The organism is Paenibacillus sp. RC67 (assembly GCF_030020805.1).
Taxonomy (GTDB): Bacteria; Bacillota; Bacilli; order Paenibacillales; family NBRC-103111; genus Paenibacillus_S.
Genome location: NZ_CP125098.1, coordinates 747051 through 773550 on the forward strand (window position 1 = coordinate 747051; position 26500 = coordinate 773550).

Below are 26500 nucleotides of genomic sequence, written 5' to 3' on the forward strand. Positions count from 1 at the left end.
AAAGATGGTACGAATACATTTCTATGACCTTCAAATTGGAACGGTTTCCGGCTCGTCAGGCATTTTTCAAGGCAGTAATGTGCAGTGGAAATACAAGCATACTGCCAAACAAAATCAAGCGTTTGGAACAGTTAACGGGAAGCAGTTGTTCATCTCTGATTTTCGATCGTCTTTGGGTGATAACGATCAATTCGACTCCTTATCCATTATCAAGCCTCGCAAGATGTGAGTATCATGTTTTGGAAAAAAAGGCCCCCTCAATCCCAAACACTGGCCATGGAGCTGGACAAACGGTTTCAAGATTTAAACATGCGCTTTAGCCAATTGGAACAATCCATTGAACAGCTGCGAACTCATTCTACAAACATTACGATCGAAAATGTCCATATTCATCAACCCGTACTGGAGAAAATGGAATATCGTCTGGACAATCTGGACATCAAGCAGCTAAGCGGTTCCTTGAATCTGGGAAACAACTTCGGTGCTAAAATTAGCCCAGACCCATCTACTCTGAAATCGAATACACGAAACAAAGCAGACTTTGCCGCACCCTCCGAGGGGGATCGCCCCAAAAACGCTAATTCGTCCTCTAAACCGTCTGACGATGCTTTACCGGGCCTGCAACGCACGCAAACCGGATATCGGTTAACAAGAAACTGATTGGGATTCGTCTTATGATTGGAGGTTATGGACATATCTTCCTTATTATCCCCACAATTTGTTATTGGATCTATCCGTATCGGATCTGTCGAGAATGCTTCCTGTATCAATATGGGCAATAACTGGCCGACCGGTTTCGAAAGCCACCAGAAGCTGACACAAGGCTTTGGTTCTGTCAGCGGAGATCGTAATGTCGTTTCCGGCATTCGATCTCTTCTGAACGATTCCGATTTCCTGGATATGCTCAACGTATCGGATTCCGAGGTGCCTGAATGGCTGCAGAAATTGATCGTCTCGGCTAGTGAACCGCAAATAGGAACCAGTGAATCGGAAGATGGAGATGTGTAGGAGTGAGAGCATATGTTCCGCACGATTAATTGTTCTTTTGTGAAGCTTCGGCATTGAACTAGCCTGAGCTTCTATTTTTATTTTCTGTGTACGACAAAGAAGAGGGGATGGCCACCCCTCTTACTAATTTGGCTTGGTTTAATTGTCCTTCCGTACTAGCAGTGAGACACACTCCACATGCGCTGTCTGAGGGAACATGTCCACAGGCTGGATCCATTCCAGCCGGTACCCGCTTTGGAACAGCACCTGGCAATCCTTGGCCAGGGTGGAGGGGTTGCACGACACGTAGATGAGTCGTGCAGGCTTGGCAGCCGCGATCGCGTGGAGCAGATCGCGTTCGCACCCCGTGCGCGGCGGGTCCACTACGACTACGTCGGGGCGGATGCCGCGCTTGACCCACTCGGGCAGCAGCGTCTCCGCGCGTCCGACGAAGAACTTCGCGTTGTCGGCTCCGCTCAGCTGCGCATTGCGGCGCGCGTCGTCCACCGCCTCAGGGATAAGCTCGATGCCTCGGACTTCCTTGGCCTGCGGAGCTAGCCACAGTCCGATCGTGCCGGTACCGCAGTAGGCATCGACAACAAGCTCGTCGCCGGTCAAGGCAGCAGCTTCCTTGGCGGCATTGTACAGTTTGACGGTTTGCTCCGGGTTGAGCTGAAAAAAGGCACGAGGGGACAGGGAGAAACGAAGTCCTCCCAGTTCCTCGTTCAATCGTTCCTCACCCCAGAGTATTTGAGTTTCCTCGCCAAAGACAAGCGGTGTATCGGCCTTGTTAATGTTCTGCGCAATCGTAGTGACGATCGGAAGCTCCGCACGGATGGCTGCAATCAAGCGCTCCTTATCGGGAAGTCGTTCCTCAGCGGTAATGAGCGTAAGCTGTACGCTGCCAGATAGCCTGCTGACCCGCGCTACGACAGTGCGCACAATCCCTTTGCGGCTGCGTTCCTGATAAGGGTGAATATTCAGCCGAGCGAGGATCGCTTTTACTTTGCTGATCACTTCATTAATCGTTGGGTCCTGGATCGGGCAGCCCGAAATGTCGACGAGACGATGAGAACCGGGCGAGTAGAGCCCCGTGATGAACTGATCGTTAGACCAGCCTACCTGAAGCTGGGCTTTATTTCGATAGCCCCAAGGATCATCCATTCCTAGAATGGGCCGAAGCGGCAAGTCCGCTAGCTTGGCGTAGCGGTTAAATGCTTCGCGTACAAGCTCTTCTTTGGCACTAAGCTGAGCCGGATAATTCATATGCTGCAGCTGACAGCCTCCGCATGCGTCATAGACAGGACAGGGAGGCTTAGTGCGATCCGTTGATTTCTTCTCGATATCAATCAGCTTGGCGGTCAAGTAGGTGGATTCGGCTTTAGTCACATTAGCTTTTACGACCTCATCTGGAAGGGCTCCGTCAATAAAAACCGCTTTTCTTTTGTAATAACCGACACCTTCTCCGTTTATGCCTATTCTTTTTATCGTTACAACAATTCGATCTCCGGGTTTAACGTCTTCGCCGCTTCCTGCGACGTGTTTATGTTGGGGAGTTTGTCCCTTATATGGTTTCTTCCCTTGCTGGGAAGGACGACCTTCTCTTTTATTCATCCTCAATTATCGCTCCGATACACAATAGTAGTTCAAACATTTCGTTCAGTTACAGTTACTATATCATGTTCGGAGTAATGGAGGAACCAAGAGGAAGACAATCTCAAAAACCCATAACAAATGCATCCAAGCGAATTATTTTGGCATAAGACGTCATCGTTTTACATATATTTCAACTCTCTGGTAAAAATAGAAAGAGGTGCCGTATCGTTCGCAGATTTTAACGATCTGTTTATGTTCCGCTAATCCTGTCTTAATATTTGGGCGGTATGCTAACGATAACGAGGAACACAAAGAAGGGAAGATCAGACATGATTTTATATCAAATGGCTAAACGTATGGAGCAGCGTCAACAATTAAAAAGAAATATTCTTTTATCCGACGGCAATAGGGAGCAGCTGCTTTCCCAAAAGGATTTGGTAGAGGAGCAATTGATGAGTCAAGCAAATAAATGGAGCGAGGATGGCAGCGACGAGTTTTTGCTACAAACCATGACACCGGAAGCGGGATGGACAGAACATAACAATAGCTGGATATAGCAGGAAAATGGAGAGGTCGTTCCATTTTCTTTTTTTTGTGTTCGACTTCATTTCCGTGTAGAATAAAGAATACATTGATTCTGCAAGCAAATGAGGGTATCCGAATGAAAGTTGTGCTATCTACGCTTAATGCGAAATATATTCATACCTCGCTCGCGCTTCGTTATTTGAAGGCGTTTAGTGAGAAAGATTTTGATATAGACATCGTAGAGTATACGATTAAGGATCCGGCAATGAATATTGTTTCCGATCTATTTCAAAAGAAGCCTGACGTTCTAGGCTTCTCCTGCTACATCTGGAATATCGAAGAAACGATCACGGTTATCAGTATGATGAAGAAAATCAATCCAGAGCTTATCGTCGTATTAGGAGGACCGGAGGTTTCCTATGATACGGAGTATTGGATGAACCGGCTTTCTGATGTGGATTACATCGTAATGGGTGAAGGCGAGGAAACATTCCACCACCTGCTGCAGGAGATCTCTGGGGATCGGAAGCTGTACAGCGTATTCGGCGCCGCTTACCGTAAGAATGATAAAGTAATCATCAATCCGCCAAGACCTAAGCTTCAGCTGGATGATATTCCTTCACCACACCGTTTTGCTGAGGATGTTCCAAGTTTGGCGAACCGTGTCGTTTATTTCGAGACAAGCCGTGGCTGTCCGTTCAGCTGCCAATTCTGTTTGTCTTCAATCGAGGTTGGCGTCCGGTATTTCGATATGGAGCGGACCAAAAGTGACATATTGTATTTGATCGATTCAGGAGCGAAGCTCATTAAATTCGTGGACAGAACCTTTAATATTAAAAGGGACTATGCGATGGAGATATTCGAGTTTCTAATTCAAAACCATCGTGGAACGGTGTTCCAATTTGAGATTACCGCGGATATTATGCGGCCCGAAGTGTTAGATTATTTGGCTAAAAATGCTCCCCCTGGTGTATTCCGCTTCGAGATCGGAGTCCAATCAACGAATGATCTTACGAATAATCTTGTTAAACGTAGACAGAACTTTACCAAGCTTACCCGTACGGTTAACATGGTTAAGGAAAGCGGCAAGATCGATCAGCATCTGGACTTGATTGCCGGTCTGCCAGAGGAAGACTACAACTCCTTCCGCAAAACGTTCAATGACGTGTTCGAATTGGGGCCGGAAGAGCTGCAGCTTGGATTTTTGAAAATGCTTCGCGGAACGGGAATGCGGGCAGATGCTGAAAAATATGGTTATAAATTTATGGATCATGCGCCATATGAAATTCTCGGCAACGATATTTTGCCTTTCACGGACTTAATCAGAATTAAACGGGTGGAAGACGTTCTGGAGAAATATTGGAATTCGCACCGGATGGACCATACCGTAAACTATTTGATCCGTGAAGAGTTTCCATCCGCCTTTGATTTTTTTCAACAATTTGGGGATTTCTGGGAAGGTCAAGGCTGGCAAAAAATCGGGCATCAGCTAGAGGATTTGTTCACCCGCTTGCGTTCTTTCCTTATTCAACGGGAAACTAAAAATATGAATGTGGTCGAAGGGTTAATGAAGCTTGATTATTTCCTTAACCATAAGTATAAGCCGAGAAAAATATGGTGGGAGTTCAAGTTGGATAAAGCGGCTCAGGGTCATTATTTCAAGATGCTCGCAGAACATCCTGAAGCGGTTTCTGAAACGTTCGCTGCACTACGAATTAGTGAGAAGGATCTGCATAAGCATGTGATGCTTGAAGTGCTGCCGTTCCGATTGGATCATTACTTGGAAACCGGAGAGATGCTCTCCGATGAAGAGCGGCTGCTCGTGGTGTACTTCCCGCCTGATGCGGCTGCGCCGGCGCAATATTTTACTATAGATGCTGCATCTGTGTTCGTGTGAGGTTAGGTATACGCCAGAGGAAGCGGCTTAAAAAGAACAACCACCCTTCAAGGGTGGTTGTTTGCGCATGTTAAGGAAGATAGCTCCGAAGCACGGTCATGGACCCTGTCAGCGTATAATCTCCTAGACTAGCAGGGATCAGGTAGCATTCCCCAGGCTTGACGGAGAGCTCGCCATCCGCCCATTGAATGGTCCCGGAACCATCGCAAATGATATGGATAATGAAGCTGTCCGCATTGGTTTGCAGTGACCACATTTGGTCTACCTTGCCTTTTTCAGTAATGAAGAAAGGGGAGTTTGCAAGCGTAAGCCATTCGTTGGAACCTGAAAGGTCTGTCTTCATATAAGAGGAACCGGAGCCTTCATAAGCAATGACGTTTAAAGAATCTTCAATGTGCAGCTCCCGAGGGCTGCCATCGAGTCCTAAGCGATTATAATCATACAACCGATAGGTGCTGTCCGAGTTTTGCTGAATTTCAGCAACAAGAATTCCCGCGCCGAGCGCATGGACGGTACCAGCAGGAATATAGAAAGAATCGCCGGCTTCAACCGAAATCTCGCGTAGGCAATCTAAAATACGGTTTTCCTCGATGGCTTTGGCCAACTGCTCGCGAGTTACACCGTCATTCAAACCGTAGATGATTTTGGCATCTGGTTTGGCATCGAGAATGTACCACATTTCGGTTTTGCCGAGCTCACCTTGGGGCAGTCGATCATAATGGTCATTCGGGTGCACCTGCACGGATAGATCGTCCTGGCAGTCGAGAAGTTTAATTAATAACGGAAAACGGCCATTTTTCTCGGAGAATCCTTTGCTTCCGAAAAAATCTTTCCCATATAGCTCACGGATTTGATCCAGGCCCATGCCGGATAGCTCCCCATTGACTACTTTCGTCGTACCATTGGGGTGGTCGCCGATCATCCAGCCTTCACCGATCGGACCTTCAGGAAGCTCCAGACCAAATTGCTCCAAGGCACGGCCTCCCCAAACACGTTCTTTCATTTCAGGTTGAAATAACAAAGGATATGGCTTCAATGAGTTCCCTGCTTTCTAAGTTTTTTCCATTTTTTCAGTAGCATTATATCAACTGAATGGCCTTTTTTCCACTGCAATTAAATAAGGAGGATGGTTCTGACGATTTAGAAAACGATACTCCAGTACTTGGTATTTCATTTGTGGAAGCTGTTCTATCCATTCATGAACGGCCTCCGCTTCTTGTCGACCGCCTTCATGGCCTGTGTACAAGGCAATGGTCAAAATGCCGCCAATACGAAGCATGTCCAATGCACCCTGCATAGCAGGGATGGTGGACTCTGGCTTCGTAATCGTTAGATGGTCAGCGCCTGGCAGATATCCGAGATTAAACATGACGGCCCCAACTTTGCCCTGAGCTGCCTCTGATAATGTTTCTTCGAGCAGCGCATGGCTGCGCAAATGCAATTGGACCGATGTACAACCCGGTAATTCTTTGGTCAGGCGCTGCTCCGTTTGAAGCAGCGCCTGTTCTTGTATATCGAAAGCGTGAACGGTCCCTTGCGGACCGACGCATTTGGCTAAAAATACGGTATCTACTCCGTTGCCTGCCGTAGCATCGACTACGGTATCTCCTGGAGTGACGCGTTCCTCAATTAGCTTATGGGCAAAGCTTAATATAGATAAGAAACCCATGGGTGCCTCCAGTTCAATAAATAATAGAATGAGTACTGGTAATGTTATATGCCGTGAATGATTGACTTCATTTATTTTATAGAAGAAATGCGATTATTTCGATCCGCTTCCGGCCATTGGCGGCGTTAGCAAATCCTGTACCGGCGGTACGATTGGTGACTTGCCGCCGTCTCCTGACGGAGTAGGAGCTGGAGTAGCCTTTGGCGGTTCCTTAAAGGCGGAGGACGGCAACGACGGTGTCGTCGGCTCCGATGCCTTCGGGGCATCGGGCACAGTCTGTGGCAGCGGCGTCTGCTCCGCCACAGGCGTCTTCGCGGGCGGCAGCGTAGGCTTGGCCGTCCCAGGCTTCTTCGGCGCGCTCGTGGACGCGCCGCCGCTGATTGCTGCGCCTCCACTTGGCGCAGCAGGCTCTATCGCTGCCACCGGAGGGGCAGCGGCATCCTCGCCGCCAGCGGCGGTATCGCCGGACGCTTTGTCGTCCGGCTGCAGCGCCGCTGGCGGCGCGAGCGGGTCGCCCGCGTCAGCAGGCTTAGCGGGCGGAGGGCTTTGTTGCGGCTGCGAGGCAGGCTCGCTGCTGCAGCCGGAGATCATTGCGGCGGTGACCAGCGCCGCTATCCATGTCTTTTTCACGAAGCATTGCTCCTTTCGTCATGTAAAACCGGTCGACTTCTGTCATCTTCTTTCTCTGTGGATTCTCTATATATTAGCTCTCTTCCAGTATTTACCCTGCCATGTATTTCGTTCACGCAGCTCGTGATCGAATGCATTCAGTACTTCCCATTTTTTCAAACTCCACATCGGGCCGATAAGTAAATCACGCGGCGCATCTCCTGTAAGCCGGTGGACAATCATTTCCGGAGGCAAAATTTCCAATGTGTCGACTATCAGCTTGACATACTCATCCTTTTCTAGAAATTGCAGCAAGCCAGCTTCATACTGCTTGACCATTGGCGTTTTCTTCATCAAATGAAGCAAATGGATTTTGATGCCTTGTACATCCATTTGAGCAACGGCACGTCCGGTATCAAGCATCATTTCGTGCGTTTCGCCAGGAAGCCCATAAATGATGTGAGCGCAAGTGCGAATGTTATGCTTGCGCAGCTTGGCTACTGCATCCAGATAGCACTGGGTGTCATGGGCGCGGTTAATCAATTGCGAGGTCGATTCATGAATCGTTTGCAGTCCCATCTCCACCCACAAATAGGTTCGCTCATTCAGCTCCGCCAAGTATTCAACTACGTCGTCCGGCAGGCAATCCGGCCTTGTAGCAATCGATAATCCAACCACACCCGGCTGCTGCAATATAACCTCGAAATATTCCCGAAGCTCTTCGACCGGGGCGTAAGTGTTGGTATAGGCTTGAAAATAGCCGATATACTGTGCTTCCGGCCACTTTTTATGCTGTAAATCCCGAATTTTGTTGAATTGCGTCACCAAGTCGTCGCGGCGGCTTCCGGCAAAGTCGCCTGACCCCCGCGCACTGCAAAAGGTGCAGCCTCCAGCAGCAATGGAACCGTCACGGTTAGGGCAGGTAAATCCTGCGTCCAGCATAACCTTGAATACTTTGGTGCCGAACTGTCGGCGCATTTCTGTGTTCCACGTATGGAACCTTTTATCTCCCCAGCTTGCAGGAATAAGTGATTCTTCAACTTGCTTCATCTATAGTGAACTCCTTTTTGTTAATTAAAGTAGAAATAAAGCCTTCTTATTGGGACTAAACCTCGGAAGTCCCTTAGGGAGCGGAATTCGAGGATATTCGACCTTTTTATTTTATCGCAAAAAGGATAGCTTTGCGAATTTTTCCTTGACAAAAGCTCCTATTGCTCACTAAGGATATTTATTTATTCAAGCGACCATGCTAATGGTGCACCAACAAACTCAGCTGTGAAGGGAGCTCACAACCACATGAACAAGCTTAGTAAAACCGTCATGACCCTGGCTCTTACTGCTTCTTTAGGATTTGGTGGACAAGCCTTTGCCGAAGCAACGACCTCAGGTACTTCCGGCATGGGAACGACGTCGTCGACCACCGGTAATTATGGCACTTATAATGTGGATACGACCTCAAGCACAGGTATTTCGACTTCAGGTACCAGTGGTACAACAGGCACTTATGGCACTAGTAGTACAACAGGAACGTATGGTACAACAGGGACAAGCACTTATGGCACAACAGGCACATCCGGGACGATGAATACGACAGGCTCAACCACAGGGACAGCCGCAACCCCGGATGGTACCTATACGAACAATGCCAACACGACCAGCACAACAGGAAATTATAGCAGCAATAATCTGCTGAATCGTATGAACACATACGGAAATACGTATGACAATAATACGTATAGACCGTACGGCTATGGTGGGAATTATGACACTAACAGCTATCGTGCCAATGCAGATACAACGACTAGATCAGGCGGCTCCGGCTGGGGCTGGTTAGGCTTGCTTGGTCTGCTTGGGTTGGCAGGACTCAGAAGCAATAACCGGAATGAATCCAATGCTGGAGACCGCTAAGACGCAATGAGCCATCTGACTTTTCCATCGGGAAATCAAAAGATGCTTGTTGAGCTTACGGTAAAAGAAGCTTGGGTGCTAAGTATGGGAGCTCACTTTAGAGATCAGCCTGAGCTTGAGTCCGCTGCTCGTAAAAAGGTTAGGGAAAAGATGGAGACCATCCTTTTTTCCCCTACATCAAAGTGGGAATATCATCTCTTGGAGATGTAATTTCCAAATCCGTATCGGTCCATGCAGCATCAGTTTGCATGGGCCGGTCTTTTCTTTACTGTCGATTCAGAGTATAATTCTCACTGAACTGAAAAAGATATTGCAGTTTTTTGGAGGATGACGATGCGTTTACGTGGTAGAAAAGGGATCAGGGAAGCGTTGGAGGCACAACCGGGTCTTATCCTATTAAATCCAGCGGCTTATAAAGGCAAATGGAAGGAATTGTTCGGCAATGACAAGCCTATTCATGTCGAGCTGGGAATGGGGAAGGGCCGGTTTATTAGTCAGCTCAGCGCCTTGAACCCCGATATCAATTACATAGGCGTGGATATGTACGACGAGCTGCTGCGCAGAGCGGCAGAGAAAGCTCAGCTATCCCGTGAGGAACATGGGGGAAGCCTGGATAATCTAAGGCTGGCTTTGTTTAATATTGAAAAAATCGAGGATATCTTCGATACCGATGAACTGGAACGCGTTTATTTGAATTTTAGCGATCCATGGCCCAAGAAGCGCCATGCCCGCCGTCGCTTGACGCATTCGGGCTTTGTTCGCAAATATATCGATATTCTTAACGAACGCGGCGAAATTCACTTCAAAACGGATTCCCGTTCCTTATTTGAGTTTTCACTTAATTCTTTTGCAGATATGGGACTTCGCATGCGTAATATTGCTCTGGATCTTCATGCAGAAGGCCCAAGAACCGATCTGGTCATGACGGAATATGAAATGAAGTTCCATGATAAAGGCATGAATATACACCGACTTGAGGCTGTTATCGGGTCCGTTGCTTTAGCTAACCATTTGCACCAGCTTGAGGAGCGAGAACGGGAAGAAAAGAACAACCTGGTCGTTGATGATACAGAAGAAGACGAGAACTAAAATCAAAAAGCATGCTGACCTTTTTTGGGGGTCTGGCATGCTTTTTTTCTGTATATCGATATATGTTCTCATTGCATCAAGATCTCCATGATCGCATTCGGGCAATCGTCAGGCTTGTAACTGTTGGTATCACGCTTCCAAAGTGTTCTTCTCTTTTGAACCTCCGGGTACCGATCTACTAACAATTGGAACCAATGATCGATCGTTTCACCAGACTTGATTTGTTCACCGAAGCCATGTTCGGTAAAATATTGCAGGTTTTCTTCCTCTTGACCGGGAATCGGTTTATAGAAGAGCATGGGGATTCCTTTAGCCAAGCCTTCAGTGCAAGTCATGCCTCCAGGCTTTGTAATAAGCAGATCCGATACATCCATCCATTTATCCACTTCAGTTGTAAACCCCATAAGTCTGATATTTTCATGTTTAAATCTTTCGTCCTCGGATAAAAGGCTAAGCGCCTTGTCATTGTTGCCCAAGCATAGGATAAGCTGTATTTTTTCCCGCCAATGGCTAAAGTACTGCATGAACTCACTGTTGTTTATCAAGCCCCAGCCCCCACCCATAATTAAAACGGTAGGCATAGCCTTAAGTTGAAAACGGGTCCTAAGTTCCTCACGATTATTCTGCTCCCAGAAATTGGGGTGGACTGGAATTCCCGTGACCTCGATAGCGTCAGAGGGGATTCCACGTTTCAACAGCTTCTCCTTCACCGCAAGGGTAGACACCAGATATTTAGTCACCTCCGGACTGACCCAGGTCCCATGAGCATCATAATCCGTAATTACCGTACATAAAGGAATAGTCAACCCTGCGCGCTTCAAACGGGAGATAACGGCGCTTGGAAATGGATGCGTACATACTATCGTGTCAGGACGGAGATGGCTGATGACTTCAGCCGTATGTGAGTAAAAAATTCTGTGCAGGGCTAATTGAGTGAAGCGGTTAAGCGATTTTTTGTATTGGTAACGATACATAAGGCCATAAAGCTTAGGCTGTGTAGTGACTGTTTTGCGGTAAGCCGTCAAGATCCATGGAGCCAGCGTGGGGTGGAGAAAGGTGCCAAGCTCCAGAACACGAGTCTGAATGTCCGGAGAGAGCATACGAAGGCCTACCGATAAAGCGTGAGCAGCCTGTGTATGTCCGGCACCGAAGCCTTCGGATAATAACAAGACCCTTTTTTTACTCATAGGCTCTTCACCATACCTTGTGACAGATGGTTACATAAAGTGAACGCAGTTCCTATTATGTCCAAATCATTACCCGAATATGGGCGCTGTGATTAGTGCGGCAGTCATTGCGATGATAAATCCGGCCAAGCAGTCGGATGGATAGTGGAGTCCTAAATATATACGCGACAAGCTTACAAAGAATGCAAGTGGAATTAAAATTGTCCCAAGCCAAGGAGCGGCAAACACTAACGGCACGGCGATGGAAAAAATGGCAGTGGTATGACCTGACGGAAAAGAATGATCGGTAAGAGGTTTTTTGCATGTATTCGTGTCAGGAAGAACAAGATAAGGACGAAGACGCGGATAAGCGCGTTTGATGATAGCTACAGGGATATGGCTGAGTGCCAGGGCGACACAGCAGTGAAAGCCGGCCATTCTCCAGCTGTCCTGCCCAAATAAGCTTAAACTCAAAGCCGCTAAGATGGTGATAGTGGCGCCTCCCAAGTGGGTTATTGTATTAAAAAGATAATCAAGCACCCTATGCTGCAGACGCTGATTGACCCAACAAAACATTCGATTTTCATGGAACTGAAGCCAAAGCACAACTCTGCTCAACAACCTCGCCTCCTTTAAAAAGTGGGATAAGCTCTATCTGATGTACATATACATAGTGTAATCTCCTTTTGTTAATGGAATATCAAATCCATAATAAATTGGTTGGAGCAAAATTTTAATGTTCCATTGATGCTCTCATAACACTCCTTCTCTAGAATGAGACGTAATATGAGGCGAACTTCACTTCATAAAGTTTTAAGCGGATGCTTACGGAGTGAACTTTACTTCGTAAAGTTCTAAGCGGATGCTTACGAAGTGAACTTTACTTCGTAAAGTTCTAAGGAGGAGCTATCATGAGAATAGCTTTATTCACGGATACATTCCTTCCGGATGTTAACGGAGTGGCCAAAACCTTAGGTCGTTGGGTGAAGTTTCTAGAGTCTAAAGGAGCAGAATGCAAAGTATTTGCGCCGTGTGGCGAAGCGGAGGCTTATTCTCACACTAAAATGGTGGAACGTTATTACAGTATTCCCTTTTTATTGTATCCTGAATGCAGGTTGGCTATCCCTAATCCCATCCATCTGAACAAGACACTGAAAGCTTTTATGCCTGATTTAATCCACGTGGCTACTCCGTTCAATTTAGGACTGACAGGACTCCACTTTGCCAAAAGAAACTCCGTACCGCTCGTAGCTTCCTATCATACGCATTTCGACCAATACTTATCTTTTTACAAGCTTCAGTGGATGGAACCCATGCTTTGGAAATACTTGCTCTGGTTCCATCAGGACTGCCAAAGGATATATGTTCCTTCTCGATCAACCCTGCTGCACTTGCAAAAAAAGGGACTTCAGCATCTGGAAATATGGTCCCGCGGAGTGGAAACAAGCCGTTTTCATCCTATTGTCGATAAAGAGCGAATAGTACAACAATATGGAATTCAGCCGAGAAAATTTGTGATTCTTTTTGTCGGAAGGCTGGCGCCAGAGAAAAGCGTTGATGTCGTTATGGAGACTTATTTTGCGCTTCCTGAGCCTATACGGTCTGCTTCGCAGCTTGTAATTACTGGGGATGGTCCGTTGTATAGGCCGCTTCTGGAACAGTACGAACACCAACCTGACGTAACGTTTACCGGATTCAAGCAAGGTCAGGAGTTAAGCGAGTTGTATGCGGCCGCAGATCTGTTTTTGTTTCCATCCGAGACAGAAACGTTCGGTAATGTAGTGCTCGAAGCCATGGCGTCTGGAACTCCGGTGATTGGATCTGACGCTGGCGGGGTAAAGGATATTATTGAGCATGGTCACACAGGGATTCTATGCCCTCCGGGAGATATTCCACAATTTGTACACGCCGTGGAATTGTTGTATCATAATAGCGTATACCGTTCCCAATTGTCCGCGGCAGGGCGTGTATACAGCTTACAGCAGTCGTGGGATCACATCTTTGCCGGCTTGTATGAGAGCTATTTGAACGTAATGAACAGTTCCGGGACCGCAAGGAGCTCGGACGCTATTGCTGCTAAATAATGTTAAGCTGAAAAAACGCTGAAAATCGATGAAAATGAGATGTAATAGCTGGCTGGCAGAGAGCTTTGTTTAATTTGCCTTGTTTTTGGCCTTATTGTTCAGATATCTGACTTAAAGGAGCTTTCAGAGGCTTTTGACAAAACGGGGCAAAGAGAGGAAAATCATATTCGGCTACCCACACAAATCCAAAAGAGACCATCGAAGTTCATAACTATAGAGTAGAGAGAGAAAAGACTTTGGGGTACATAAAAAAGGGGGATTTATGATGCTGGACAATGTTATACTTAGCATTCAGATTGTCTTGGCGTTGGTCGGAGGTTATCAGCTTTTTTTGACATGCTTTGGCTGGTACAGACGCAAGCCTAAAGCGCAGCATGCGCCGCAAAAGTCTTTTGCCATACTGGTTGCGGCACATAACGAAGAACAAGTCGTCGGAGCGCTGATCGATAACCTGAAGAACCTTGATTATCCGAAAGAGTTGTATGATGTTTTCGTAATTTGCGATAACTGTACGGACAAAACCGCAGACATTGCCCGGAGTATGGGCGTTTATGCTTGCGAGCGCAACAATCCGAAGCTTCGTGGTAAAGGCTTCGCAATCGAATGGATGCTCAAAGAGCTTTGGAAAATGCCACGCAGCTATGATGCGGTTGTTATGTTCGATGCAGACAATCTGGTGAACCCGGATTACTTGACGCACATGAACAATGATTTGTGCAACGGCTCGAGAGTTATTCAAGCTTACTTGGATACTAAAAATCCGAATGATTCTTGGATTACCGCAGCTTATGCGGTAACATACTGGTACTGCAATCGCTTGTGGCAGCTGCCACGCGAAAATCTTGGATTGGCCAATTTCTTGGGCGGAACGGGCATGTGCTTTGAAACCGACCTACTGAAAGAAATCGGCTGGGGTGCAACAAGCCTGGTTGAAGACTTGGAGTTTACAATGCGCTGCGTACAACGCGGCATTAACCCTACGTTTAATTATGATGCGAAGGTTTATGATGAGAAGCCTTTGACCTTCAAGGCATCGGCAAGACAGCGTTTAAGATGGATGCAGGGGCATTTCGATGTTGCACGCCGCTATTTCTTCCCTTTGTTCTGGCAGGGATTGAAGGAAGCTAGCTGGGCCAAACTCGATACGGCTGTGTATGCATTGAATGTATATGTTATTCTGATCGCCTCTGTCGTTTCCATCGCATTATGGATTGATATGATGATGCCAGGCATTCCGTCTTTAAGATCGCTGTTCGATTATGCGCCAATTCTGTTTACGATTGTAGCTATCGTAAGCTATGTCTTGTTCCCATTGGCGCTGATTATCGAGAAGGCATCTTGGAAAACATGGCTTTACCTGATTACCTTCCCTGTATTTATGCTGTCCTGGTGGCCGATTACGGTGTATGCGTTCTTCACGCAAAACAACAAACAATGGAGCCATACCGAGCATACGAGGGTTATCCGCTTGGAAGAAGTTCAAAGCAAACAGGTTAGCTAATCAATTAGGATTAAGTAGTTGACTTGAAATAGAGAATATGTTATGATTCTTTGGTGCAAAAGAAGAAGCGCCCGCTTCTCACCTGACCGACTTAAGGTTGGCTGGTCAATAAGCTAAAGTGAATGTGGAATGAAATCGATCACTTGAACCTTAATAGACGTGGGCCTTTTGCGCCCGCGTCTTTTCTTTTTTAGCACATAGGGATGTCTAAATTAACTTAAGCGAGTTGCTGAGTGAAAGATCATTCCTATTGGCGAATAAACCAAACCTCTAAACGTGGTCGCTCATTTTTGAAAGATCCGAATAGAGGCATATCTCACAATCCTTTTGGAGGTGGCAGGTTATTAGTACAGAGCATTTAATTAACGATGAAATTCGGGCGAAGGAAGTTCGTCTGATCGGTGCGGATGGAGAGCAGCTCGGAATCAAGCCGATTCGCGAAGCGCTTCAGATTGCTGTGGATGCCAGTTTGGACTTGGTTAACGTTGCCCCAACGGCTAAGCCGCCGGTGTGCCGGATTATGGATTACGGGAAGTACCGCTACGAAATGCAGAAGAAAGAAAAAGAAGCCCGTAAAAACCAGAAAGTCATCGAAATTAAAGAAGTTCGCTTGAGTGCCACGATCGATGAGCATGACTTTCAAACAAAGCAGCGCAACGTCGTGAAGTTTTTGAATGATGGCGACAAGGTCAAGCTGAGCGTCCGTTTCCGCGGTCGTGAGATCGCCCATGCTAGCATCGGGCAAAAAGTGCTTGAGCGGATGGCAGCCGAAGTGGAGGAACTGTGCATTGTTGAGCGCAGACCGAAGCTGGAAGGCCGCAGCATGATCATGATTTTATCGCCGAAGCAGCAAGTATAATTTATAAGGAGGACTACACGTCATGCCAAAAATGAAAACACATAGCAGCTTGAAAAATCGTTTCAAGATTACAGGTACAGGCAAAGTAAAAAGATACAAAGCCTACAAAAACCACCTGTTGTCCAGCAAATCCGCACGTCAAAAACGTGTTCTAGCTACTAACCCGGTTATGGCTGCAGGCGACGTAAGACGCTTGAAACAACAACTGGCTAACATCAAAGGTTAATTCGTAATTTTATTCTACTTAAACTTTGGAGGTAATGAATCATGGCAAGAGTAAAAGGCGGGTTCGTAACTCGTCGTCGTCATAAAAAGATTTTGAAATTGGCTAAAGGTTATTTCGGTTCCAAACACCGTTTATTTAAAACAGCTAATGCGCAAGTAATGAAATCCTTACTGTATGCATACCGTGACCGTCGTCAGAAAAAACGCGACTTCCGTAAATTGTGGATCACTCGTATCAACGCAGCAGCTCGCATGAACGGCTTGTCTTACAGCAAATTCATGCACGGCTTGAAACTGTCCGGTATCGAAGTTAACCGCAAAATCTTGGCTGAACTGGCTGTAAACGACATTAACGCGTTTAACGACTTGGCTACTGCAGCTAAGCAAAAAGTGAACGCATAACTATAGCACGTGAAAAATCGCTTCCCTTGACTTAGTTCAGTGGGCAAGCGATTTTTTTTTTGTTTTCTTGGAGAATGGGTAATAAATATAAATCCTAATCAATAGCTAATATTTACTTAATTATTTTATAACCTTTTTATGTTATGATATATTATAATAGGACTTTAGTCTCATTAATGGAATAAATTACGTCGAAATAAGTCGATTATTATTTTTAAAAAGAGATTGGGTGATACCTATGAAGCTTGTGTTGCTCTCTGGGGGCTCAGGTACACGGTTGTGGCCTTTATCGAACGAACAGCGATCGAAGCAGTTCATACCCTTGTTCAGCGAGGGGCGTCAGACCGAACCGGTGTCCATGCTTCGAAAAGTATGGAGACAGCTTGAAAGTCGTCAATTGCACCGTTCTGCCATTATTGCAGCGGCTGTAAGTCAGAGGGAGCAAATTCGCGAGCAGCTAGGTCGTCATGTCGATCTTGTGCTAGAACCGGCTAAGAGGGATACGTTTCCCGCCATTTTGCTGTCGGTGGCTTACCTGTACACCCATGGAGGTATATCCCGTGACGAGACGGTCATTGTACTGCCTGTTGACGGACAAGTGGAGGATTCTTTTTATGACGCTTTGCTGAAGCTCCCAGAAGTTCTAGATAGCTCCGAGGCCAATGTTGCGCTGATGGGAGTGAAGCCCACTATGCCGTCTGAGAAGTATGGATATATGCTTCCGGAGGCTGCAAGCTTGGGAGCGGAGGCTGTAACCATCCGTCGTTTTTATGAGAAGCCTTCTGCAGGAGATGCGGCAAGGTATATTGAGCTGGGTGCTCTCTGGAATTGCGGTGTCTTTTGTTTTAAAGCGGGATTTCTGCTGGATATCCTGAAGAAGATGGAGCTGCCGGATACGTATGAAGAGCTGCTCCTTGCTTACGCCGGCTTGGAGAGCCGAAGCTTTGATTATGCAGTAGTGGAGAGGGAGCAGCGGATAGCAGCACTCGTATATGAGGGGCCGTGGAAAGATCTTGGAACGTGGAGCTCGTTAACGGAAGAATTAAGCGAATCGGTGACGGGTGCGGGCTATATCGGCAAAGGCTGCAGCGGCGTTCATATCATTAATGAAACGATGTCTCCGGTTATTGTGCTAGGCTTGTCCGACGTAGTTGTAGCGGCTAGTCCTGAAGGGATTTTGGTTACGCACAAAGGGGAGGACGGGCAGCTTAAAGAAGCATTAAACCGTATGCAGGAAAAGAAACGGACAAGCTGCGATGACCAGAGTTCACCCATATACTCACGTGATTTGGATCAATGCACTATGGAGGACGGAACAGTAGTAACGACTCGTCGTATCTGCCTGGAAGCAGGCTCAGAAATGGAACGACAAACAATCCTTGAAAGCCGCAGCCGGACTGTAACCTGGTCGATTGTGCATGGTGTCACGAGGGTAATTAAGAACAATGAGATCATTACGCTGCCTTCTGGCAGCACCATCGTGCTGGATGATTCGGATACGGCTGTGCTTCAAGCTATTGAAACAGCCCATGTCATAGAAATTGTTAAGACGATTACAGCTCTCAAAAGGAGTGATTAGGCTGTGAGAGAAAAGTCGCTGTTAGGGTATGATCCTCGCAAGGTGGAGCGTTATTTTTCTACATTGGAAGCTGAAGAGGTTCAGTTGGACGAGCAGCTTAGAGAGGGAGAAACAACGTACAAGCAGAAGGAAGCGGAGCTGCTGAGCGAGTTAGCTGCCCTTAAACATAAAATAGATGAATTAGACCGGCTGGAGTTGGGTTTAAAGCAATGGATTCAAAGAAACCGGAATTAAAACGATCATTCGGTCTCGCCTGGCTCGGACTCCGCAGAGGCATGACCGATAAACATGCAACGCAGCTGGAACAACGTATACGAAATAAAAGAATGCAAGTTGAAACAGAGAGCCTGGCTCAGCAAAAGCGATTGGGTGAGCTTCACAAACAAATTGAGTTGCTTCAGCGAGAGCTCGAATCCAAGGATCAATATGTTGAAGCCTTGATAGCGCAGAAGCTGTCTATACTGGATCAAGAAGGCTTCAAGCCTTTACTGGAGGAGCAAGTGGGTAAGCCTAGAATGAGGCTTGGCGATTTGCTTGTCGAGGAAAGGCTAATTACGGAACAGCAATTGGCGGCAGCGGTAGAGGAGCAGCGCAAATTAGGCGGCAGACTCGGCGATATCGTTGCTGAGATGGGCTTCGCCCAAAAGGAACAAATCGCAGCCATTATGAACCGCCAATCACATAAAGGGCGACTTGGCGACATGTTGGTAGAGACAGGCGCCATTACGCAAGAGCAGTTGAACCAGGCGTTGGATTTTCAGCGCAAGAGCGGCGGTATGCTCGGAGATATACTAATGTCTCTGCGTTACATCGAACCCGAGAGGCTGTATCGACATATTGCCACACAAAATAACCTCGGACGTATCGGCACAGAATTCGATTTTGATACGGTAAATCGATTACCGGAATCGATGGCACGACGTTACGACGCTGTCGTCATTAATCAGAGCTCGCACCGATACTTGGTCGCGGTCGGAGGGCCTTTGTCTGACGAGTCACGCAAAGCATTGGTAGACTGGCTGGGTCTGCCCATTGAGCAAGTATTGGCTACGCGCGAGGAAATGGAATTTTTCTGGAAGGAAATATACCCAACAGAGCTGATGGCAGAAAGCACACAGAAGCTGGTGAATGAACAGCCACAGAATTCGGCCCATGTTACATTTACCAAAGCGCAGCTTGTGGCAGCAGGAATCGGACTGTTTTTGCTTTTGGTTAGCCTCGGCCTGGATTGGTTTCATACGTTAATCGTTATTAATATTGCGATTCAAATCTTTTATTTCTCCATGACCTTATTCAAGTTCATGATCATTATGTACGGAACCCGGGATCGTGCACAGATTCGCTTTACTCAAGAGCAAATCGATGCTATCGACGAGAGAACGCTGCCGATGTATACGATTCTTGTCCCTATGTACAAGGAAAGCCATATCATTCCGCATTTGCTGAACAACATCGAGCAGCTGGACTACCCCAAAGCAAAGCTGGATGTGAGGCTTCTCATTGAGGAAGATGATGTCGAAGCACAGGTATTGTTAAAAGAAATGAAGCTCCCTGCATACTACACGACGATTGTTGTGCCCCACAGCCTGCCTAAGACAAAGCCCAAGGCATGTAATTACGGACTTATCAGAGCACGTGGGGAGTACGTTGTCATTTATGATGCGGAGGATCGTCCAGATTCCGACCAGCTTAAGAAGGTGCATGCGGCTTTTATGAATAATCCTGAGCATTGTGCCTGCATCCAGGCCAAGCTAAATTATTTTAATAGCGAGCAGAACCTGCTTACGCGCTGGTTTACCCATGAGTACAGCATGTGGTTCGAATTACTGCTGCCCGGCGTTATGCAGCTGGACATTCCGATTCCGCTCGGAGGGACTTCCAACCATTTTAAAATGTCCGTGCTCAAAGAAATTAATGCATGGGACCCTTATAATGTGACCGAGGATGCCGACTTGGGCATTCGACTCTATAAATCGGGTTACACGACAGCTATCGTCGATTCGAGAACATGGGAAGAAGCCAACAGCCGGGTAGGGAACTGGATACGTCAACGGTCTCGCTGGATCAAAGGCTACATGCAAACATGGCTCGTCCATATGCGCAATCCTTTACGATTGTATCGGGAGCTCGGCTTCAAGGGCTTTATGGGTTTTCAGGTTATGGTGCTCGCCACGCCGATGCTGCCACTCTTAAACCCGATATTCTGGGTGATGATCGTGCTGTGGTACGGTTGGAAGGCGGCATGGATTCCTCAGTTTTTCCCGGGGGTTATCTACTATTTGGCGGCGATAGAGTTTTTGATCGGTAATTTCTTGTTTGTGTTCAGCAACGTTGCTGGAGTGTATTGGGTTATCGATCAACTGGAAAGAAAAAAAGAACATGTTTTTTCGTATCGTTTTGTGAAGCATGCCCTTCTTACGCCAATCTATTGGGTACTAATGAGTATTGCAGCAATAAAAGCAGCATGGCAGTTGATCACAAAGCCGTTTTATTGGGAAAAGACGACTCATGGACTTAACAAGCAAACAACAGTTTCTAAATAATCAAGATGTAAAGGTAGGAGGAGGAAACAGATGGTCAAGCTTCATCGTAGTGTGTATTGGGCATTGTTCCTCCTTCTATTTGGGCTTGAATTTGCAGTAGGGTACTATGTAAGCCATGTCGTCGGTTATGTTCATTCTGATGCTATGAGCCGTGTCGCTAATGCATTCTATGTCTTGTTTAGCCGGAATCCTCATTTGGGGGCAATCGGCTTTGTTTGGACTCCGCTGCCTAGTTTGGTAGATCTGGTTTTCCTGTTACCATATCACTGGTTTCCAGCACTAGCATCTTCAGGGTTGGCTGGAGTTATTATGAGCAGTCTTTTTGCCGGGATGACCGCGGCTATGCTGGCTCGTGCTGTAGTAAGCTTTGGAATGCCTGGCTGGTTTGCAATCCTATTCAGTCTCTTATTCAGCTGCAACCCTTTTATGTTCCTGTTCGGGGCTAACGGAATGAGCGATGCGCCTTTTATCTTTTTTATCATGTACTCGGTTGTTCATTTGAGTCACTGGATTAGAACCCGGAACGTCAGAAGTCTTATCAAGGTTAGCTTTGCGCTTGCCCTCGCTTTCTGGACTCGATATGAGGCCGTACCACTGGGTGCCGCAATGGGCTTGGCCGTAATCATTATTATATTCCTGATACCACGACAGGACGCCGATACAGAACAACTTCCCCGACATACGTTTAAATATAAATATTTTCATGTTGAGGGAACCTGGGTACTGATGCTTTCTCCGATTGTATTCTCGGGTTTGCTGTGGATCTGGTTTAACTATTTAATTATGGGGAATCCTTTGTTTTTCCTAAACGGGGATTATTCTAATGTAGCTCAGGCGCAGCAGCTGGCATCCGAAGAGAAATTCGCTGAGATGATTGGACATCCGATTCCTGCCAGCTTATTTGTTTTGAAAAAAACAGCGTACTACTCTATTCCTCTTCTTAGCATTATTCTGCTTAGAATTTGGAACCGACGTTGGGTCTTATGGGATTTTCTCGTCCTGATGCTGTTGTTTATTTCTATTATTACACTTCAATGGTTAATGCTATTAAAGGGTACCTCTTATGGTTGGTTCCGTTATTTTATGTACGTATTGCCTATTACAGTGGCATGGTTGCCCTATGAGCTGGCCTCATTGAAAAAAACGTTTGTAAATTACAGCATCGTTATTTCCGGTATGGCAGCAACTTGTGTCCTGCTCACATCTGCGTTGATGAATCCACAAATTGCGCCAGATGAGAATAAGTTTATTCAAGCCGAGCACTACGCAGTATCCCAGACGGTCGAGAAGGAAATAGCACAATATTTGGATACTGATCTGGCAGGCTACAACATCCTGATGGATTCCTACTCTGCTTATTCCGTGATCCTTAACAGTCAGCATCCCGAAAAGTATCTTATTACGAGTGATTTTAAATTCCATGAATCATTGGAAGACCCGGTAGGGAGCGGTGTTGATTTCATTCTTAGTCCAAAGCCGGATAAAAGCTCTGCAGACAGCATCGATAATCAAAAATATCAGCTTTATGAAAAAGGTGCTCCATGGTGCGAGCTTTATAAGGAATTTGGCGGGAAATGGAGATTATATAAGGTTATCCGAACGACGGATGGGGGGAGCCGAATGAATAGCATGGAACCTGAAATATCGGTCATTATTCCCGTTTTTAATGAAGAGGTTCATATTGTTCAGTCCTTAAGCAGGGTAGAAAAAGAAATCAGTCGAATTACTTCGTCTTATGAGATCATTATTATTGATGATGGCTCCAAGGATTCAACCTGGGATAAGCTAACTCAATTTGGTGAGCTTTCACAGCATTTTTATGCCTTACGGCTCAGTCGAAATTTTGGTAAAGAGCTAGCTATGTGTGCAGGGTTAGAGCATGCCCGTGGCAAAGCGGTCATCATAATGGATTCCGATATGCAGCATCCCCCTGAGCTATTACAGCAAATGGTCCATTTGTGGAGGGAAGAGGGGAAGGATGTTGTGGAGTGCGTCAAGCGGAGTCGAGGGAATGAAACGCTGGACAAAGCGATCGGCTCTTCCATGTTTTACACCATATTGAACAAGCTGTCCGGATATGAGCTGAGAGGCGCTTCAGATTATAAATTATTGGATCAAAAGGTCGTTCGAGCTTGGAGGGAAATGCCGGAGAGAAACACCTTTTTTAGAGGTATGGTTGCCTGGTTAGGCTTTGATAAGGTGCAAATCGATTTTGAAGTACCGGAAAGGGTGGATGGCAATAGTCAATGGAGCTTTACAAATCTGCTGAAGCTGGCAGTTAATGCGGTCGTGGCCTTCTCGTCCATACCGCTTCGTTTTGTTAGTATATTCGGTGTGATCTTTTTTCTTGGGGCTATTATCCTTGGCATTCAAACCTTATTCCAAAAATTTCTGGGCAATGCAGTGACCGGCTTTACAACAGTTATTCTGCTTCTGCTTATTATAGGCAGCGTCATTATGATTTCTTTGGGGATTATTGGCGAATATATAGCATCGATTTATAATGAGGTTAAGGGGAGACCCCGCTATCTGGTCAGCGATAAAATTCATAGTTTGAGCAGCGAGACGGAACAAGCGCTAGAAGTGAGTCGAATGTAATGAAAATAAAATTGATATTAAAGTATGGTATCGTTGGTGTCTTGGGGACCTTATTACATTTCGCTGTCCTGGTTGCGCTAGTGGAGTGGGCCCGAATGCAGCCGGTTTGGGCTTCAGCAATCGGCTTTATTGTCGTTCTCCTAGTATCGTATTTGCTTAACAAATATTGGACCTTCCAAGACTCACCCTCCGGGTGGCGACCTTTGGTTAAATATACTGTGGTCTCAGGTTTTGGGCTGCTGTTAAACAGCGGTATTATGTACACGGCTGTGGATTTGCTGCACTGGAATTACTTGATCGGTCAATGCTTCGTGGTGATCGCAGTGCCGATTTCTAATTTTATATTCAACTACTATTGGACGTTTCGTCAAACAGCACATTCTTAAGGGAATTTATAGTGTTGGAATGCCACTTGACTCTTCAGATGTTTCGGCATATAATGATTGAAAAGTACAACTTGCTGATAACGGCAATGATGAGGACGAAGTTATAAGGGCTCTTATGTTCAGAGAGCAGAGGATAAGCTGGAACCGATGCCTTAATCCCTTATGTACGAGCTCACCTCGGAGCTGTTTCCCTGAAAAGTATGCCGGTTATGAATGGCTTAGCTAGTAGGGGAAATCGGAATAGCACACGTTACCGTGCTGAAGGTATGGTTGCTGAAGTATGGCTTCATACCTGCTAAGGTTATTTGCTGTGAGGCAGATAACAAATTCTGGGTGGTACCACGGAAGATTTAACCCCTTTCGTCCCTTCAGACGCTCTTTGTCGGCGTTTGGGATGAGAGGGGTTTTTTGCATTGAAAAATACCGCTATGGCGGTCGTACATCACGAATTACGTCAGAAGACGTTTTTCTCATTTTTCGAGAGGAGGAAAAATATCATGATCGTTCAAACCACTCAAAAGTCAAAAGAACAATTGCGTAAAGAGCTGCTGCAGCCGGATGTTATCACAGGGTCGGAAATGTTACTGCGTAGTTTGCTGCTGGAGGACGTAGATTGCGTCTTTGGTTACCCAGGCGGGGCGGTTTTATATATTTACGATGCGATGCACGGAAATAAGGATTTCAAACACCTTCTTACGCGCCATGAGCAAGGAGCTATTCACGCGGCGGATGGATATGCCCGTTCCACAGGAAAGGTTGGCGTCTGTATCGCCACTTCCGGTCCGGGGGCTACCAACCTCGTGACAGGGATTGCGACAGCTTATATGGATTCGGTGCCGTTGGTTGTCATAACAGGAAACGTAGCGACGTCGGTCATCGGGACGGACGCATTCCAAGAGGCTGACATTACCGGTATCACGATGCCGATTACGAAGCACAGCTATCTGGTTCGCGACGTAAATGATTTGCCTCGCATCATCAAGGAAGCTTTCCACATTGCTTCTACTGGACGTAAAGGGCCGGTCCTGATCGATATTCCGAAGGATGTATCGAATGACAAGGCGCCTTACTACTACCCGGACAAGGTGGAAATTCGCGGTTACAATCCGACGGTTCAGCCTAATAAGCTGCAGGTAGATCGGATGCTGGAAGCTATCGCTGAATCGGAGCGTCCAGTCATTCTGGCTGGTGGCGGTGTTGTCTATTCGAACGCATCGGAAGAGCTGCTTGCGTTTGTAGAGAAAACACGGATTCCGGTAACGACGACGCTGCTCGGATTAGGCGGATTCCCAAGTGCACACGAGCTGTGGCTCGGTATGCCGGGAATGCACGGAGCTTATGCGGCTAACCAAGCCTTGCAAAATTGCGACCTGCTCATCAGCATCGGTGCCCGTTTTGATGACCGGGTAACGATGAAAGTGAACGGCTTCGCTCCTCAAGCGAAGAAAATCGTTCATATCGACGTGGATCCTGCGGAAATCGGCAAAATCGTGGAAGCCACAATTCCATGCGTTGGCGATGTTAAAGCAGTTCTGCAAATGGCCTTGCAAAAAGCGAAGCCTTCCCAATCGGAAGCATGGATTAAAGTAGTCCAAGAAAACGTGAAAAATCGTCCATTGCGCTACAAGGATTCCGATACGGAATTGAAGCCGCAGCATGTTATCGAGATGATTCACGAAACGACGAACGGTGAAGCAATCGTATCGACAGACGTAGGCCAGCATCAAATGTGGGCTGCCCAATATTATAAATTCAATCACCCGCGTTCTTTTATCACCTCTGGCGGATTGGGCACGATGGGCTTTGGGTTCCCATCTGCAATCGGTGCGCAGGTAGCTCATCCGGATCGTTTGGTCGTATCGATCAACGGTGACGGCGGTATGCAAATGTGCTCGCAGGAGTTGGCCATTTGTGCCATCAATAACATCCCTGTTAAAATTGCCGTTATCAATAACCAAGTGTTAGGCATGGTGCGTCAATGGCAGGAAATTATTTATGACAACCGTTACAGCCATATCGACCTGGCGGGAAGCCCTGACTTCGTCAAGCTGGCAGAAGCCTACGGTGTAAAAGGCTTGAGAGCGACCAACAAAGAGGAAGCGCGTCGTGCTTGGCAGGAAGCTCTGGACACCCCGGGTCCGGTACTCGTCGAATTCGTAGTCCGTAAAGGTGAGAACGTGTATCCGATGGTTACACAGGGCTCGACGATAGATGAAATGATAATGGGGGATTCGGAATGAATTACAAACATACCATTTCCGTACTAGTGAACAACCAGCCTGGCGTCCTTCAGCGTGTATCCGGCTTGTTCGGACGCAGAGGCTTTAACATCGAGAGCATCACGGTAGGAGAATCCGAGGAATCGGGCCTCTCCCGTATGGTTATCGTAACGACAGGCGACGAAAAGACGCTGGAGCAAGTCTCCAAGCAGCTGTATAAGCTGATCGATGTCATTAAAGTAGTTGACCTGAGCTCTAACCCGATGGTTGCGCGTGAGCTGGCTTTGATCAAGGTTAGCGCAGAGCCTAGCGCGCGTCCTGAAATTTTGGGCGTTGTAGAAACGTTCCGCGCCGCGGTTGTCGATATCGGTCCATCTTCACTGATCGTTCAAGTGGTTGGGGATTCCGAGAAGATCGACGCCATGGTAGAGCTCCTGAAGCCATATGGCATTCGTGAGCTGTCCAGAACCGGTGTTACCGCAATGATTCGCGGGTCGGTAAAATAAGTCATTATTTCTATGTTGTAAGGTAACTAGTAATAACGATACAATTACCTTGTGAGTGGGTGCTAGAGCGGATCACTTTACTTTAGGGCGTAAAATCATTACCGTGATAGTGCCCTGAAAGCTCTTGGTTGTCCGTTGTACCGCCCATTCAC

The 26500-nt window shown here is 46.8% G+C and carries 28 protein-coding genes and 1 other annotated feature; of the genes, 20 read left to right on the top strand and 8 right to left on the bottom strand.

Features of this window, described 5'->3' with window-relative positions:
- The first annotated feature begins 4 nt into the window (after nucleotides 1-4).
- Genes QMA13_RS03465 through QMA13_RS03475 form a run of 3 tightly spaced genes read left to right on the top strand, consistent with a single transcriptional unit; the run spans nucleotide 5 to nucleotide 1008 of the window.
- Entirely contained in the window at nucleotides 5-229 is a 225-nt protein-coding gene (locus QMA13_RS03465; RefSeq protein ID WP_282939530.1) for a hypothetical protein, read from the top strand.
- Nucleotides 230-234: 5 nt separating this feature from the next.
- Nucleotides 235-660, top strand: coding sequence for a hypothetical protein (locus QMA13_RS03470; RefSeq protein WP_282939531.1), 426 nt, complete (start codon nucleotides 235-237; stop codon nucleotides 658-660).
- 27 nt (nucleotides 661-687) lie between these two features.
- A complete protein-coding gene (locus tag QMA13_RS03475) occupies nucleotides 688-1008 on the top strand; it encodes a hypothetical protein (RefSeq protein ID WP_282939532.1) in 321 nt (106 codons plus the stop codon).
- A gap of 138 nt (nucleotides 1009-1146) precedes the next feature.
- On the opposite strand, the gene rlmD is transcribed toward QMA13_RS03475, so the two are convergent.
- Nucleotides 1147-2601 (bottom strand): 23S rRNA (uracil(1939)-C(5))-methyltransferase RlmD, encoded by a 1455-nt coding sequence (gene rlmD / locus QMA13_RS03480; RefSeq protein ID WP_282939534.1) that lies wholly within the window; start codon nucleotides 2599-2601, stop codon nucleotides 1147-1149.
- A 311-nt stretch (nucleotides 2602-2912) separates the two neighbouring features.
- Between rlmD and QMA13_RS03485 the strand changes: the two genes are divergently transcribed.
- Together QMA13_RS03485 and QMA13_RS03490 are read left to right on the top strand one after the other, a co-directional pair.
- The gene (locus QMA13_RS03485; protein WP_282939536.1) at nucleotides 2913-3140 is read left to right on the top strand and encodes a hypothetical protein; all 228 of its coding nucleotides are present in this window, start codon (nucleotides 2913-2915) and stop codon (nucleotides 3138-3140) included.
- A gap of 104 nt (nucleotides 3141-3244) precedes the next feature.
- Nucleotides 3245-5005 (top strand): B12-binding domain-containing radical SAM protein, encoded by a 1761-nt coding sequence (locus tag QMA13_RS03490; protein WP_282939538.1) that lies wholly within the window; start codon nucleotides 3245-3247, stop codon nucleotides 5003-5005.
- Between the two features lie 70 nt (nucleotides 5006-5075).
- Here QMA13_RS03490 and QMA13_RS03495 read toward each other — a convergent pair whose 3' ends face one another.
- From QMA13_RS03495 to mnmL, 5 genes are all read right to left on the bottom strand, one after another.
- Nucleotides 5076-6041 carry a type I phosphomannose isomerase catalytic subunit gene (locus QMA13_RS03495; RefSeq protein WP_282939539.1) on the bottom strand — a complete coding sequence of 322 codons (966 nt, stop codon included), beginning with the start codon at nucleotides 6039-6041 and terminating at the stop codon, nucleotides 5076-5078.
- Between the two features lie 48 nt (nucleotides 6042-6089).
- Nucleotides 6090-6674: a tRNA 5-(aminomethyl)-2-thiouridylate-methyltransferase MnmM gene (mnmM, locus tag QMA13_RS03500; RefSeq protein WP_282939540.1), complete on the bottom strand. Its 585-nt coding sequence runs from the start codon at nucleotides 6672-6674 to the stop codon at nucleotides 6090-6092.
- Nucleotides 6675-6767: 93 nt separating this feature from the next.
- Entirely contained in the window at nucleotides 6768-7097 is a 330-nt protein-coding gene (locus QMA13_RS03505) for a hypothetical protein (RefSeq protein WP_282939542.1), read from the bottom strand.
- A gap of 106 nt (nucleotides 7098-7203) precedes the next feature.
- A complete protein-coding gene (locus tag QMA13_RS03510) occupies nucleotides 7204-7326 on the bottom strand; it encodes a hypothetical protein (RefSeq protein WP_282939544.1) in 123 nt (40 codons plus the stop codon).
- Nucleotides 7327-7370: 44 nt separating this feature from the next.
- The gene (gene mnmL / locus QMA13_RS03515) at nucleotides 7371-8333 is read right to left on the bottom strand and encodes a tRNA modification radical SAM protein MnmL/YtqA (protein WP_282939545.1); all 963 of its coding nucleotides are present in this window, start codon (nucleotides 8331-8333) and stop codon (nucleotides 7371-7373) included.
- Nucleotides 8334-8579: 246 nt separating this feature from the next.
- Here mnmL and QMA13_RS03520 point away from each other — a divergent pair, with 246 nt between their 5' ends.
- The 3 genes from QMA13_RS03520 (at nucleotide 8580) to trmB (ending at nucleotide 10280) form a co-directional block, all read left to right on the top strand.
- A complete protein-coding gene (locus tag QMA13_RS03520) occupies nucleotides 8580-9191 on the top strand; it encodes a WGxxGxxG-CTERM domain-containing protein (RefSeq protein ID WP_282939546.1) in 612 nt (203 codons plus the stop codon).
- Nucleotides 9192-9197: 6 nt separating this feature from the next.
- Complete coding sequence (locus tag QMA13_RS03525; RefSeq protein WP_282939548.1) at nucleotides 9198-9401, top strand: hypothetical protein; 204 nt, start codon at nucleotides 9198-9200, stop codon at nucleotides 9399-9401.
- Nucleotides 9402-9524: 123 nt separating this feature from the next.
- The gene (trmB, locus tag QMA13_RS03530; RefSeq protein WP_282939549.1) at nucleotides 9525-10280 is read left to right on the top strand and encodes a tRNA (guanosine(46)-N7)-methyltransferase TrmB; all 756 of its coding nucleotides are present in this window, start codon (nucleotides 9525-9527) and stop codon (nucleotides 10278-10280) included.
- A 68-nt stretch (nucleotides 10281-10348) separates the two neighbouring features.
- On the opposite strand, the gene QMA13_RS03535 is transcribed toward trmB, so the two are convergent.
- Together QMA13_RS03535 and QMA13_RS03540 are read right to left on the bottom strand one after the other, a co-directional pair.
- Nucleotides 10349-11467: an MGDG synthase family glycosyltransferase gene (locus QMA13_RS03535; RefSeq protein ID WP_282939550.1), complete on the bottom strand. Its 1119-nt coding sequence runs from the start codon at nucleotides 11465-11467 to the stop codon at nucleotides 10349-10351.
- A 69-nt stretch (nucleotides 11468-11536) separates the two neighbouring features.
- Complete coding sequence (locus QMA13_RS03540; protein WP_282939552.1) at nucleotides 11537-12064, bottom strand: phosphatase PAP2 family protein; 528 nt, start codon at nucleotides 12062-12064, stop codon at nucleotides 11537-11539.
- Between the two features lie 293 nt (nucleotides 12065-12357).
- Between QMA13_RS03540 and QMA13_RS03545 the strand changes: the two genes are divergently transcribed.
- From QMA13_RS03545 to ilvN, 12 genes are all read left to right on the top strand, one after another.
- Nucleotides 12358-13530, top strand: a complete 1173-nt coding sequence (locus QMA13_RS03545; protein ID WP_282939553.1) for a glycosyltransferase family 4 protein — start codon at nucleotides 12358-12360, stop codon at nucleotides 13528-13530.
- Nucleotides 13531-13795: 265 nt separating this feature from the next.
- Nucleotides 13796-15031, top strand: a complete 1236-nt coding sequence (locus QMA13_RS03550) for a glycosyltransferase family 2 protein (RefSeq protein WP_282943237.1) — start codon at nucleotides 13796-13798, stop codon at nucleotides 15029-15031.
- A gap of 53 nt (nucleotides 15032-15084) precedes the next feature.
- Nucleotides 15085-15223: a sequence feature (ribosomal protein L20 leader region), on the top strand.
- Nucleotides 15224-15374: 151 nt separating this feature from the next.
- Nucleotides 15375-15890, top strand: coding sequence for a translation initiation factor IF-3 (infC, locus tag QMA13_RS03555; RefSeq protein ID WP_036746454.1), 516 nt, complete (start codon nucleotides 15375-15377; stop codon nucleotides 15888-15890).
- A 22-nt stretch (nucleotides 15891-15912) separates the two neighbouring features.
- Nucleotides 15913-16116 (top strand): 50S ribosomal protein L35, encoded by a 204-nt coding sequence (gene rpmI / locus QMA13_RS03560; RefSeq protein ID WP_282939554.1) that lies wholly within the window; start codon nucleotides 15913-15915, stop codon nucleotides 16114-16116.
- A 41-nt stretch (nucleotides 16117-16157) separates the two neighbouring features.
- Nucleotides 16158-16517 (top strand): 50S ribosomal protein L20, encoded by a 360-nt coding sequence (rplT, locus tag QMA13_RS03565; protein ID WP_282939555.1) that lies wholly within the window; start codon nucleotides 16158-16160, stop codon nucleotides 16515-16517.
- 238 nt (nucleotides 16518-16755) lie between these two features.
- Complete coding sequence (locus QMA13_RS03570; RefSeq protein ID WP_282939556.1) at nucleotides 16756-18096, top strand: sugar phosphate nucleotidyltransferase; 1341 nt, start codon at nucleotides 16756-16758, stop codon at nucleotides 18094-18096.
- A 3-nt stretch (nucleotides 18097-18099) separates the two neighbouring features.
- The gene (locus QMA13_RS03575; protein ID WP_282939557.1) at nucleotides 18100-18330 is read left to right on the top strand and encodes a hypothetical protein; all 231 of its coding nucleotides are present in this window, start codon (nucleotides 18100-18102) and stop codon (nucleotides 18328-18330) included.
- Nucleotides 18331-18371: 41 nt separating this feature from the next.
- The gene (locus QMA13_RS03580) at nucleotides 18372-20639 is read left to right on the top strand and encodes a cyclic di-GMP-binding domain-containing protein, MshE-related (RefSeq protein ID WP_481858201.1); all 2268 of its coding nucleotides are present in this window, start codon (nucleotides 18372-18374) and stop codon (nucleotides 20637-20639) included.
- A gap of 30 nt (nucleotides 20640-20669) precedes the next feature.
- The gene (locus QMA13_RS03585; protein WP_282939561.1) at nucleotides 20670-23237 is read left to right on the top strand and encodes a glycosyltransferase; all 2568 of its coding nucleotides are present in this window, start codon (nucleotides 20670-20672) and stop codon (nucleotides 23235-23237) included.
- The gene (locus QMA13_RS03590) at nucleotides 23237-23623 is read left to right on the top strand and encodes a GtrA family protein (protein ID WP_282939562.1); all 387 of its coding nucleotides are present in this window, start codon (nucleotides 23237-23239) and stop codon (nucleotides 23621-23623) included. Before QMA13_RS03585 ends, QMA13_RS03590 begins: the two co-directional genes overlap by 1 nt.
- Before the next feature lie 497 nt (nucleotides 23624-24120).
- On the top strand, nucleotides 24121-25863 hold the full coding sequence (gene ilvB / locus QMA13_RS03595) for a biosynthetic-type acetolactate synthase large subunit (RefSeq protein ID WP_282939564.1): 1743 nt from the start codon (nucleotides 24121-24123) through the stop codon (nucleotides 25861-25863).
- Nucleotides 25860-26348, top strand: a complete 489-nt coding sequence (ilvN, locus tag QMA13_RS03600) for an acetolactate synthase small subunit (RefSeq protein ID WP_282939566.1) — start codon at nucleotides 25860-25862, stop codon at nucleotides 26346-26348. Before ilvB ends, ilvN begins: the two co-directional genes overlap by 4 nt.
- Nucleotides 26349-26500 lie beyond the last annotated feature (152 nt).

Coding starts and splice junctions, on each gene's coding strand:
- QMA13_RS03465 (WP_282939530.1), top strand. CDS start 5: ATGGTACGAATACATTTCTATGACCTTCAAATTGGAACGGTTTCCGGC.
- QMA13_RS03470 (WP_282939531.1), top strand. CDS start 235: ATGTTTTGGAAAAAAAGGCCCCCTCAATCCCAAACACTGGCCATGGAG.
- QMA13_RS03475 (WP_282939532.1), top strand. CDS start 688: ATGGACATATCTTCCTTATTATCCCCACAATTTGTTATTGGATCTATC.
- rlmD (WP_282939534.1), bottom strand. CDS start 2,601: ATGAATAAAAGAGAAGGTCGTCCTTCCCAGCAAGGGAAGAAACCATAT.
- QMA13_RS03485 (WP_282939536.1), top strand. CDS start 2,913: ATGATTTTATATCAAATGGCTAAACGTATGGAGCAGCGTCAACAATTA.
- QMA13_RS03490 (WP_282939538.1), top strand. CDS start 3,245: ATGAAAGTTGTGCTATCTACGCTTAATGCGAAATATATTCATACCTCG.
- mnmM (WP_282939540.1), bottom strand. CDS start 6,674: ATGGGTTTCTTATCTATATTAAGCTTTGCCCATAAGCTAATTGAGGAA.
- QMA13_RS03510 (WP_282939544.1), bottom strand. CDS start 7,326: ATGACGAAAGGAGCAATGCTTCGTGAAAAAGACATGGATAGCGGCGCT.
- mnmL (WP_282939545.1), bottom strand. CDS start 8,333: ATGAAGCAAGTTGAAGAATCACTTATTCCTGCAAGCTGGGGAGATAAA.
- QMA13_RS03520 (WP_282939546.1), top strand. CDS start 8,580: ATGAACAAGCTTAGTAAAACCGTCATGACCCTGGCTCTTACTGCTTCT.
- QMA13_RS03525 (WP_282939548.1), top strand. CDS start 9,198: ATGAGCCATCTGACTTTTCCATCGGGAAATCAAAAGATGCTTGTTGAG.
- trmB (WP_282939549.1), top strand. CDS start 9,525: ATGCGTTTACGTGGTAGAAAAGGGATCAGGGAAGCGTTGGAGGCACAA.
- QMA13_RS03535 (WP_282939550.1), bottom strand. CDS start 11,467: ATGAGTAAAAAAAGGGTCTTGTTATTATCCGAAGGCTTCGGTGCCGGA.
- QMA13_RS03545 (WP_282939553.1), top strand. CDS start 12,358: ATGAGAATAGCTTTATTCACGGATACATTCCTTCCGGATGTTAACGGA.
- QMA13_RS03550 (WP_282943237.1), top strand. CDS start 13,796: ATGCTGGACAATGTTATACTTAGCATTCAGATTGTCTTGGCGTTGGTC.
- rpmI (WP_282939554.1), top strand. CDS start 15,913: ATGCCAAAAATGAAAACACATAGCAGCTTGAAAAATCGTTTCAAGATT.
- rplT (WP_282939555.1), top strand. CDS start 16,158: ATGGCAAGAGTAAAAGGCGGGTTCGTAACTCGTCGTCGTCATAAAAAG.
- QMA13_RS03570 (WP_282939556.1), top strand. CDS start 16,756: ATGAAGCTTGTGTTGCTCTCTGGGGGCTCAGGTACACGGTTGTGGCCT.
- QMA13_RS03580 (WP_481858201.1), top strand. CDS start 18,372: ATGACCGATAAACATGCAACGCAGCTGGAACAACGTATACGAAATAAA.
- QMA13_RS03585 (WP_282939561.1), top strand. CDS start 20,670: ATGGTCAAGCTTCATCGTAGTGTGTATTGGGCATTGTTCCTCCTTCTA.
- QMA13_RS03590 (WP_282939562.1), top strand. CDS start 23,237: ATGAAAATAAAATTGATATTAAAGTATGGTATCGTTGGTGTCTTGGGG.
- ilvB (WP_282939564.1), top strand. CDS start 24,121: ATGATCGTTCAAACCACTCAAAAGTCAAAAGAACAATTGCGTAAAGAG.
- ilvN (WP_282939566.1), top strand. CDS start 25,860: ATGAATTACAAACATACCATTTCCGTACTAGTGAACAACCAGCCTGGC.